The sequence below is a fragment of the Siminovitchia fortis genome, from assembly GCF_003605365.2.
GTDB lineage: Bacteria > Bacillota > Bacilli > Bacillales > Bacillaceae_C > Siminovitchia > Siminovitchia fortis.
Window position 1 is genome coordinate 49,264 of the sequence record NZ_QYTU02000025.1, and the last position, 9,929, is coordinate 59,192.

At 44.1% G+C, this 9,929-nt stretch carries 11 protein-coding genes; 3 read left to right on the forward strand and 8 right to left on the reverse strand.

The window, feature by feature from the left end; genetic code table 11:
- Window positions 1–55: 55 nt before the first annotated feature.
- From trhO to D4N35_RS11835, 5 genes are all read right to left on the reverse strand, one after another.
- Window positions 56–1,027, reverse strand: a complete 972-nt coding sequence (trhO, locus tag D4N35_RS11815; protein WP_120073827.1) for an oxygen-dependent tRNA uridine(34) hydroxylase TrhO — start codon at window positions 1,025–1,027, stop codon at window positions 56–58.
- A 186-nt stretch (window positions 1,028–1,213) separates the two neighbouring features.
- A complete protein-coding gene (locus D4N35_RS11820) occupies window positions 1,214–1,765 on the reverse strand; it encodes an integrase (RefSeq protein ID WP_120073829.1) in 552 nt (183 codons plus the stop codon).
- A gap of 82 nt (window positions 1,766–1,847) precedes the next feature.
- Window positions 1,848–3,305, reverse strand: a complete 1,458-nt coding sequence (locus tag D4N35_RS11825; RefSeq protein ID WP_235870376.1) for an amidase — start codon at window positions 3,303–3,305, stop codon at window positions 1,848–1,850.
- A gap of 151 nt (window positions 3,306–3,456) precedes the next feature.
- A complete protein-coding gene (locus D4N35_RS11830; protein WP_120073832.1) occupies window positions 3,457–4,701 on the reverse strand; it encodes an MFS transporter in 1,245 nt (414 codons plus the stop codon).
- Entirely contained in the window at window positions 4,698–5,045 is a 348-nt protein-coding gene (locus tag D4N35_RS11835) for a DUF1033 family protein (protein WP_120073834.1), read from the reverse strand. The genes D4N35_RS11830 and D4N35_RS11835 overlap by 4 nt, the downstream gene beginning before the upstream one ends.
- Before the next feature lie 162 nt (window positions 5,046–5,207).
- Between D4N35_RS11835 and D4N35_RS11840 the strand changes: the two genes are divergently transcribed.
- On the forward strand, window positions 5,208–5,447 hold the full coding sequence (locus D4N35_RS11840; protein ID WP_120073836.1) for a YkuS family protein: 240 nt from the start codon (window positions 5,208–5,210) through the stop codon (window positions 5,445–5,447).
- 129 nt (window positions 5,448–5,576) lie between these two features.
- Here D4N35_RS11840 and mobB read toward each other — a convergent pair whose 3' ends face one another.
- The 3 genes from mobB to moaA are packed head-to-tail and all read right to left on the reverse strand — an operon-like array spanning window position 5,577 to window position 8,387.
- On the reverse strand, window positions 5,577–6,092 hold the full coding sequence (gene mobB / locus D4N35_RS11845; protein ID WP_120073838.1) for a molybdopterin-guanine dinucleotide biosynthesis protein B: 516 nt from the start codon (window positions 6,090–6,092) through the stop codon (window positions 5,577–5,579).
- Complete coding sequence (locus D4N35_RS11850) at window positions 6,062–7,351, reverse strand: molybdopterin molybdotransferase MoeA (RefSeq protein WP_120073856.1); 1,290 nt, start codon at window positions 7,349–7,351, stop codon at window positions 6,062–6,064. Before D4N35_RS11850 ends, mobB begins: the two co-directional genes overlap by 31 nt.
- 25 nt (window positions 7,352–7,376) lie before the next feature.
- Window positions 7,377–8,387: a GTP 3',8-cyclase MoaA gene (gene moaA / locus D4N35_RS11855; RefSeq protein ID WP_120073840.1), complete on the reverse strand. Its 1,011-nt coding sequence runs from the start codon at window positions 8,385–8,387 to the stop codon at window positions 7,377–7,379.
- Window positions 8,388–8,573: 186 nt separating this feature from the next.
- Between moaA and D4N35_RS11860 the strand changes: the two genes are divergently transcribed.
- Both D4N35_RS11860 and D4N35_RS11865 read left to right on the forward strand, forming a co-directional pair.
- On the forward strand, window positions 8,574–9,152 hold the full coding sequence (locus D4N35_RS11860) for a LemA family protein (protein ID WP_120073842.1): 579 nt from the start codon (window positions 8,574–8,576) through the stop codon (window positions 9,150–9,152).
- Window positions 9,152–9,901: a TPM domain-containing protein gene (locus tag D4N35_RS11865; protein WP_120073844.1), complete on the forward strand. Its 750-nt coding sequence runs from the start codon at window positions 9,152–9,154 to the stop codon at window positions 9,899–9,901. The genes D4N35_RS11860 and D4N35_RS11865 overlap by 1 nt, the downstream gene beginning before the upstream one ends.
- The last annotated feature ends 28 nt before the right edge of the window (window positions 9,902–9,929 follow it).

Below are 9,929 nucleotides of genomic sequence, written 5' to 3' on the forward strand. Positions count from 1 at the left end.
GCTTTCCTTTAAAAAAAGAAGAACCCGCCATCTTATCGATGAACGGGTCCCATCTTTAAACGTTCAATGCTTTTTCTTCTTCCAGCTTTTTAATCCGGTCATTGACCTCTTCTTCGGTCAGGTTGTGCTCCTTGACATAAAGATTTCGAGGATGCACCCGGCACTCGTCAGAACAGCTGCGCAAATATTTATGCTCGTTCTCCTCCGAGCAAAGGAATTGCCTGTTGCACTCTGGATTCGCACAGTTTACGTATCTTTCACAAGGCTCTCCGTCAAAATAGTCCCTGCCCACAATAACATGTTCCTTGCGGTTGACAGGAACAGAAATCCTTTCGTCAAAGACATAACATTTTCCGTCCCAAAGCTCTCCTTGGACTTCAGGGTCTTTTCCGTATGTGACGATTCCGCCGTGAAGCTGGGATACATCTTCGAAACCTTCCTTTACGAGCCAGCCTGAGAACTTCTCACAGCGGATGCCGCCCGTGCAGTAGGTCAAGATTTTCTTTCCTTCTAATTTATCTTTATTTTTACGGACCCAGTCCGGCAGCTCCCTGAATGCTTTTATATCAGGGCGGATAGCCCCCCTGAAATGTCCGAGATCATATTCATAATCATTGCGTGCGTCAAGGACGACAGTATCCTCTTCCTGCATCGCTTCATAGAATTCCTGCGGGCTTAAATATTTGCCTGTCAGTTGTCTTGGATCGATGTCATCCTCCAAGCGGAGGGTGACCAATTCTTTGCGCGGACGGACATGCATCTTTTTAAACGCATGCTTGTCTGCTTCGTCTATTTTAAAAGCCATATCCGCAAAGCGCGGATCCGCCTTCATCATTTCCATATACCGGTCAGTTTGTTCAACGGTTCCGGAAACAGTGCCGTTGATCCCTTCATTTGCTACAAGGATCCTGCCTTTCAGCCCCGTCTCTTTGCAGAATTTCAGGTGCTGTTTTGCGAACTCCTCCGGATCATCAATCGTTACGTAATGATAATACAATAAAACTCTGTACTCTTTGCTTGTTGTCATTTTTTACTACCACCTATTATTTATATTTGCAAGATACAAAAGTAGGTTGCGTAAAGATTATACTACCGTTTATAGTGCTTGGCAAATCAGGTTTTTAAACCCTTTATTTTTTTGAAATTTGTCCCATTTAAGAAACGGGAACTGCATAAAAAAAGCTTCAGCCGCTGTTGCTTGCTGAAGCTTATTTTATGCGATTTGTTCACTCTTGCTGTTCACAAGCCTTTCAAATATATTTAAATCTTTTTCATAGGAATCAATGTATGTTTTTAAACTCTGGTTTTTAAGAAATTCAAAAACCATCGAATCAACGATTCTATATTTTCTGTTCAACTTTTCAGCATTTTTCCATGCCGTTTCCTCAAAACCGATATTCATTTGATGCTCCTCGATCAGCATACACAGCAGATGCGGATTGTTATACTGGTCTCCAATCGGGTGTTTTTGTTTCATTTCATGAATTTCAATTGTTCTGTCCAATGACGCAAGCAAAGCTTTGCGGTCAACTGCATGCCCTCCTTCATGAAGAGAGAACGTTTTGATATAGTCTTCAAGGGAAATAGCCGCTGGAACTTCTTTTATGGCTGATTTGATCCGTTCTACATCGAAACCTACATAATGAAGAATAAAATTATAGCTCATGTTGATTCCGCAACGCTCTTCCTTAACATCCAAATCCATACCCGCTTTTGTCAATGTTGATTGAATCAACTCTTTAATTTCTATTTGTTTGTTGATCATTACTCCCCCGTTGCTTTCTCCTTTTCCTCGTTCTGATGCTCATTTTACCATGGATTTCTTTCAAAAAAAATGTTGAAATGCACTAATCATGTAAAACGCAGCGCTCATACCCGCCAAACTCCTGTTCAATCATCTCGCCCAGTTGAAAGAGTGCCTCTTCGTTTCCATTTTTGCTGATAAGCTGTATGCCCATCGGGAGACCTTTTTCATCTTTTCCGGCTGGAACGGTCAGGGACGGCAGTCCCCATACATTGGCATATGCTACAAATGGCATGTATGTTTTAAAAGTTTTTTTAATGGAAAAAATCTCGCCATACAGCTCTCCATGGAACGGAGCCGTTCGGTGGTAAACCGGCAATATAATGATTTTACGATGAAAATGTTCCGTTATCCTATGATCTCCTTCTTCGATAAGCCGATTAATTTCCTCCATGCGCCTTGCGCCAGGCTTAAATAGACCTGCTCCAATCAAGGCCCATGTCAGATAGGAATGATAGTCGGATCCCCCGGTTAATTTCTCTTTCAAATAATTTCGGACAACTGACCCAGTTCCGGAAAATCCCGCGGCGTCTGCGGTTGACTTGCCCCCGTCCAACGACATGATTTCCTGCCACATTAATGCACTCTCATCAAAAAAGGGAGGAATTTCAATTTCGACCTGCAGCCTTTTGTTCAAGTGGTCAATAACTTCCTGAAGTTTTTGCTCCATCTCCTCACTTAAGAAATAAGATCCTTTTGGAAGCTTTTGTATGACAAAGTCATTTATATTCAACGGGCTGTCAGAAGTTTGATTAGCTATTATCTGATAGATGAGCCTCGCATCCCTTACAGATTTCACCATCGGACCAATTCCCAGCATTCTTTTTTGAAGAGAATGGACTACTTCAGGATAGCTGCCGTCGTCGGAAACTCGGTCATTTCCCGATTTGAAACCGATTACACCATTAAAATGGGCCGGGAAGCGGATGGAGCCGCCAATATCTGAGCCAATTCCCGCTGCAGCACCTCCTAATGCAATCAATGCTCCTTCACCGCCGGAAGATCCCCCTGCCGTCCTGTTTAAATCCCAAGGGTTATTTGTCTTCCCATATAATTTATTATCCGTTTCCTGACAGAAGCAAAGCGTTGGTGTATTGCTCTTCCCCAGTATGATTGCACCTTCTTTTTTCAGGGCTCCTACCACCCAGGCATCATCTGTTTCCGTCTTGTCAGCGCGATGTTTTAATCCGCCAGTTGTCTTCATTCCTTTTACATGGAAGGATTCTTTCATGCTGATCGGTATCCCTGTCAGTTTTCCTTTCGTTTTACCGCTTTGGATTATGCTGTCAGCTTCTTCCGCCTCCTTCAATGCTTCTGAAAAACGGTCTTCCACAAGACAATTCACTTTTGGGTTTACGCGCTTCAGATGGTCAATATACATTTTTGTTATTTCTACTGAAGTGAGATTGCCTTCGGACAACTCCTGCAACAAATCGTTTACATCCATGTATAAAACGTCCCGCCGCTTCATTTGCTGGCGGGGATCTGATTGAACCGCCACTCCACTCCCCCCTATCTTATCCTCTTTCCATTCCTTATTCGCTAAACTCCTATTTAATTCCTTCCGCATCAAAAGCAAAACGGGCTTCATAATAGTATAGAGAACTCCGTTTATAATGAAAAAACCCCGGGGCAGCCGGGGTATAGAGTGCCTATTTACCTGCAGATGTCAATTCCCGGACTTTTTCATCACTTGGAAGCAGCCATGTCAAAATGCCCACAAGAGGCAATAGACCGCATAATATCATAACAAAGCGGATACTGTACATATCTGCCAATGTTCCCAGCAGCACGGCCCCCACCGCGCCCATGCCAAATGCAAGGCCGACAATCAAGCCGGATACCATGCCCACTTTGGATGGCAGCAATTCCTGTGCATATACAACTGCCACACTGAAACTTGATAAAATAATAAAACCAATGATGAAGAAAATAGGGATAATCAATGGAAGCGGAACAAACGGCAAAATGATTGTAAGCGGGGCGGCGCCTGCCATTGACAGAAAGATCATGTTCCTTCTCCCAAACCGGTCGGCCAGCGGGCCTCCGAAAAACGTTCCCAGAACGCCTGCAAACATGAAAATAAATACATATAATTGCGCGTGCCTTACAGTCAGTCCGTAATCTTCCATTAAATAAAACTGATAAAAATTATTGATGCCAGCCACATAGAATGATCTTGCGAATACGAGAAATACGAGCAGTCCCATCGCTATCTTTATTTTTGAGTGTACGGGGGCGGCGGACTGCTGGGACTTCACCCTGTTTTTTCGGCTGAACTTCATTCCGTCCTGGATCTGTCCTTTATACCATTTTGAGACGTACAGCAATATCATGATTCCTGTGATGGTCACCAGCGTAAACAGGAGCGCTCCTTTTTGTCCAAGAGAAACAAAAATGAATGCAGTAAAAACCGGAGCCAGCGATTGCCCGAAGTTTCCGCCAACCTGGTAAATGGACTGTGCCAGCCCGCGCTTTGTTCCTGCCGCCATATAGGCAACACGTGAGCCTTCCGGATGAAAGACGGCCGATCCGATGCCTATAAAAAAGACAGATATCAGTATGACATAAAAATTTGGAGAAAGGGCGAAGCCGATCAAGCCAAGCATACTCATGAACATTCCGACCGGCAGCATAAAAGGTGTTGCCCTTTTATCTGCAAAATACCCGAAAACAGGCTGCATGACGGAAGCTGTCATATTCAGGACGAAGGCAATCCATCCAATCTGCGCAAACGAAAGGTTCAGCGTCTGTTCAAAAATCGGGTTCATTGCGGGTACGACGGATTGAATCGAATCATTCAAAAGGTGGCTTGCGCTGATCGCAAAAAGGATTCCATATACCGTCGGCGTCTGGTTCTGTGCTGTTGAGGATTTTATTTTCGCAGTTGCCCTCATTTTATCTCTCTTTTCTTTATATCCGGCATTTCTGAGCTTTCCGGAAGTTGATAAGGCTCTCCATCTGCTAAAATCAGCAGCCCATAATATATTTGTAAATCGTCATCACAATGCTCACAATACGAGACATCATCATTGTTCCAAAAAGCAGCCAAAGATGTTTTTTTGACTTTAACATTTTCAAAATCTTTTTTTAACCGCTGAAAAAGGGACAGATATTTTTGGGTCGCTGCTGTTGAATCCGTATATGTGTACATTTCAATGATGTCATTTCTCCATTCAGGGAAAAACCACCACGGTTCGCTCTCACCCTTCGTAACGATAACTTCCCAGTTTTGAACCATGTTTTTTCCTCCACACTTTAAAAAATTACGAAATACCAATATTTAAAATACGCTTAACATTATACATTTCCGGCGTCAGGGTCTCCAATAAAATGCTTATATGGACCGTTTAAAAAAGCTTAAAATTGGAATTATAAGAAAGACAAGGAGGTGTTTTCGGGAATGAGAATCGGAGTAGAAGAAAATTTATCCAATGTTTCACAAGCACTTATGGAAAAGGGCTACCAGGTTATTCCCCTTTCTAACGCTTCAGACTTGAACAATGTGGACTGCTGCGTGGTCACTGGCATGGATTCCAACATTATGGGAATCGAAACGACGAGCACTCAGGTGCCTGTCATCGAAGCAAGCGGCCTTTCTGCCGAAGAGGTCTGCCAGAAAGTAGAGCAAAAACTGCATTAAGACTGAAGGCGGAAGCGCCTGTTTATCGTCGATAGGCGCTGAAGCTGGACATTACGTAACCTTTGTTTGACGAGAAAATTCGGGAAAAATTTATACCTTTAACTTAAATAAATGAGACTGAGGACAAGGTTAATCTTCAGTCTCATTTATTTTTTTCATGAACCAATGAACGAAACGGTCCATCTCATCGCTTCCGAAAATAGGGAAAGCTGGTGTGCAGCTTAAATGATCATGGGAAATGACTGCAATGATGTTTGTCAGTTGTTGCAATAGGATTTCATCTTGTGGATTTCGCAGAAGCACCACTTTCGGGTTGTTCATTTTTTTATATCCCTCAACAAGGATGATATCAACAGGCAGCTGCCCGTAAATCCGAATAATATCCTCCAATTCCCAATAATCCTTCATGGCCTCTATATGTAAGGCACCCGCTCCTTCAACTGCCGTGACCGCTGCACCGGCCTGCCGGTGCCGATCGGTGTCCTTATTTAAAAACGGGCGATCGGGCGTTCCTCCATGGCCGTGATGTTTAATTGTCCCTACTGCAATGCCCTTCTTTTGGCATGCTTTGATCAGCTTTTCAATCAATGATGTTTTTCCGCTGTTCTGGAATCCTACAATTTGGATAATTTTTTTTCCTGCCATGGCACTTCGCTTCCCTGTTGGTCTTCAAGAAGGATTAAATCCACTTCGTCTTTTTCTCCATATCCTCTTGTTCCTCCCGGCAGCACAATTAAACAATCAGCCCAGGCAATAGAGGTCACAACCCCGGATTTATCCAATCCCACCGGTTCAGCATATACCGTGCCGCCTGCATAGCTTAGCTTTCCCCGCACAAATCTGGTGAATGGATTCGGCTTCGGGAAATCTGATTTCAGTACACCTGTGATGAACCGTGTATACGGACGGTCGGAATGCATCCAATATCGTAAATAAGGCTTTACAAATAATTCAAATCCCACATAGCACGCCGATGGATTCCCGGAAAGCCCAAATAACAGCTGCCCGTTAATTTCAGCGCAGCTTGTTACACTTCCCGGACGCATGGCAATTTTATTGAATAAAAGCTTTGCCCCGAGCCTTTGATAGATTTCTGGCAAATAATCGAAATCCCCTACGGACACGCCGCCGGTTGTAATCACAATGTCGCATTCTTCTAAAGCTGTCTTCATCGCCTGATAGAGAGTTTCTAAATCATCCGCACAATTGTCATATTTTTTATAGATTCCGCCTGTTCGGAGGACTTGGGATTCAATCATATAGCCGTTGCTGTCTCTTATTTTCCCCGGTTCAAGATCATCTTCCGGGCGGAGCAGTTCACTTCCCGTTGCGATAATTCCTACAATCGGCTTTTTGGCAACTTTCACTTTGCCATATCCGAATGTGGCCAGCAAAGCCTTGATCCCGGGGTTGATCCTCTCCCCTTTATCTATCAGCGGGCTGCCCTTCTGAGTGTCTTCTCCCTGAAAAGAAATATTATCCCCTTCCTGAAGGGTTCTTTTTACTTCAATGTATTTTTTGCCGCCTTCCGTGAGTTCTTTAACCAATTCAAGCATGATGACACAATCCGCTCCGACAGGAATTTGGGCCCCAGTCATGATCCGGACTGCTTCCAGTTGGCCAACCTTCTGGAGACTGACCTGTCCCGCTCCAATTTCATCAATGACTTCAAACAATAACGGATTTTCACGGGATGCATTTTCCGTATCCTTCGCCCGTAATGCAAAGCCATCATAAGGGGATCGATCAAACGGCGGCACGTCATGATCTGCTATCAGCGGAGCATAGAGATATCGATCGTCACACTCATGTATGGATACCGTCTCCCCTTCCCCCCTTTTTTTATATTCCATCACTTTTTCAGTTGCTTCCTTGATCCAAATCGGCTTCCTTCTCTCTACCACTGCTTCATCAGGCTCCTTCCAAAAATTATCCGCCAATATAGGACATTTCTATTTTTTCTTTGGCCTTGGCGCTTTCTTCTGTCCGCTCATCGGAATAGCGGTCCCTCCGCTGATTCCAAATGGAACTGATCTCGTTGATCAAAGGTTCCTCTTCCTTATATGTGCGGACTAATTCACGCAGGTCATAGCCTTTTGAAGCGAACAGGCAAGTGTAAAATTTCCCGTCTGCGGAAATGCGCGCCCTTGTACAACTGGAACAAAACGATTCTGAAACCGAAGTAATGAAACCAACTTCTGTCTCCGTATGCTTATGTTTATAGCGCTTGGCCACTTCCCCAAAATAATTCGGATCCACAGGTTCAAGTTCAAAATGGTCCGACAACATAGCGAACATTTCCTTTTTTGTCACCACTTTACTGAAATCCCAGCCATTCGAATTGCCCACATCCATAAATTCAATATAGCGGAGAGTTACTCCCATATTTTTAAAATGGCGGGCCATCGGAATGACTTCGCTTTCATTTACGCCTTTTTGAACAACCATATTTACCTTCACGCCAAGACCGGCATCCAGGGCAGCTTCAATTCCCTTCAATACAACATCGGAACCGACACCCCTGCCGTTGATTTTTTTAAAAATGTCATCATCTATCGCATCAAGGCTGACATTCACCCTATGAAGACCTGCATCCACAAGATCCTTCGCCAGTTTCGGAAGCAGCACGCCGTTCGTTGTCAGTCCGATATCTTTGATACCAGGAATCTTTTTCAACCTGCCTATTAAACTGGCGACATCTTTTCGCAATAACGGTTCGCCGCCGGTGATTCTCAATTTTGTCACACCCAATTTGCTAAAAGCGGACGCTAGACGCTCTATTTCTTCAAATGACAATATTTCAGTCTTTGGCAAAAATTTAAAATCCGGACCAAAAATGTCAGCCGGCATGCAATATTGACAACGGAAATTGCATTTATCTGTCACGGATATCCTCAAGTCTTGCAAAGGCCGGTTCAATCGATCTTTTATACCGTTCATTTCCCTCAGCTCCAATCCGTACCCTTACGCAAGGTTTATACAGATTGTAACACTTTTCTCTTGTTCGTTCATGCTATATGATGAAAAGCAAAAGATAATTTTGCTTCATTTGGGTAAATAAAAGAAAGAGAAAGCTGAAACTTTTTTTCAGTACATCCGTTATACTTTTTGTAAGGAGTGAAGAGAATGAGAAAAGGATTGGGAGCCATCATTGGGGTACTGGTTGTTTTAGCTCTTGTATTAGTTCCATTGTTCGGGAGCTACAACGGCTTTGTAAATGCGGAGGAGGATGTTGAACAAAAATATTCGCAGATTGATAATCAGCTTCAGCGAAGGGCGGATTTGATTCCGAACCTCGTTAATACCGTCAAAGGCTATACGAAACACGAGGAAAAAGTATTGGGAGATATCGCTGATGCCCGTTCAAGGCTGATCGGCGCAAAAACAGTCCAGGAACAGGCTGATGCAGACGCCTCTTTGTCCAACGCGCTAAGCAGGCTGCTCGTCATTTCCGAAAATTATCCGGAATTAAAGGCGGACAAGCAATTCACCCAGCTGATGGACGAACTGGCCGGAACAGAAAACCGGATTGCTGTTGCGAGGAAAGATTATAATGACCAGGTGGCAGTTTATAATAAAAAAGTAAGACAATTTCCTGGGCGTATCGTTGCATCGGTGTTCGGTTTTGAGAAAAAGGAGTACTTCAAAGCGCAAGCAGAGGCCGGGGAAACTCCAAACGTTGATTTTGAAGGGAATGGAGAGTGATGAGACGGGCTCAGCTCTCCCTTTCTTTTCTTGTCCTTTTTTTCTTTTCCATAACGGGCCTTAAAGTTGAAGCGGCAAATATCCCTGATCCTGTAGGGGATATTTATGTGCAGGACTTTGCCCATGTCCTTTCAGCCGATGAAAAGAATGAGCTGATAGAGCTCGGCAGATATTTAGATGACCATACACAGGCACAGATTGCTGTGCTTACAGTCAATTCACTGGAAAACGAATCTGTTGAAGAATACGCCTTGCAGGCATTCCGGCAATATGGACTCGGAAGCACTGAAAAGGACAATGGGGTTTTGCTTCTGCTTGCACCCCAGGACAGCAAAATAAAAGTTGAAGTCGGATACGGTCTGGAAGGCGCTTTGCCTGATGGAAAAGTGGGACGGATTCTCGACAGCTACGCGCTGCCTTATTTGGAACAAAATGAAATCAATCTTGCAATCACTAATACTTATAAACAGTTATTCAACGAGGTTTCAAAGGAATACAACCTGGACAAACAGGTGGAAGCGGAAGGCATAGAATACAATCAAACCGAAGGTCTGTCACCATTGGCCATGCTTATTTTAATCCTGATGTTTGCCGGAATCATCTTCCTGGATTTCCGCTTTCTCGGAGGAGCTTTTACCTTGACCATTCTCCGAATGCTTGCTGCTGTCGTAAACAGAGGCGGCGGTGGAGGCCCCCGATCCGGGGGCGGAGGTTCGTCAGGCGGCGGTGGAGCGAGCAGAAGCTGGTGACTAGAAAAGCGCAAGCGCCTTGCCCATC

Excerpts from the sequence above, each read along its gene's own strand:
- trhO (WP_120073827.1), bottom strand. The coding sequence starts at position 1,027 with ATGACAACAAGCAAAGAGTACAGAGTTTTATTGTATTATCATTACGTA.
- D4N35_RS11820 (WP_120073829.1), bottom strand. The coding sequence starts at position 1,765 with ATGATCAACAAACAAATAGAAATTAAAGAGTTGATTCAATCAACATTG.
- D4N35_RS11830 (WP_120073832.1), bottom strand. The coding sequence starts at position 4,701 with ATGAGGGCAACTGCGAAAATAAAATCCTCAACAGCACAGAACCAGACG.
- D4N35_RS11835 (WP_120073834.1), bottom strand. The coding sequence starts at position 5,045 with ATGGTTCAAAACTGGGAAGTTATCGTTACGAAGGGTGAGAGCGAACCG.
- D4N35_RS11840 (WP_120073836.1), top strand. The coding sequence starts at position 5,208 with ATGAGAATCGGAGTAGAAGAAAATTTATCCAATGTTTCACAAGCACTT.
- mobB (WP_120073838.1), bottom strand. The coding sequence starts at position 6,092 with ATGGCAGGAAAAAAAATTATCCAAATTGTAGGATTCCAGAACAGCGGA.
- moaA (WP_120073840.1), bottom strand. The coding sequence starts at position 8,387 with ATGAACGGTATAAAAGATCGATTGAACCGGCCTTTGCAAGACTTGAGG.
- D4N35_RS11860 (WP_120073842.1), top strand. The coding sequence starts at position 8,574 with ATGAGAAAAGGATTGGGAGCCATCATTGGGGTACTGGTTGTTTTAGCT.
- D4N35_RS11865 (WP_120073844.1), top strand. The coding sequence starts at position 9,152 with ATGAGACGGGCTCAGCTCTCCCTTTCTTTTCTTGTCCTTTTTTTCTTT.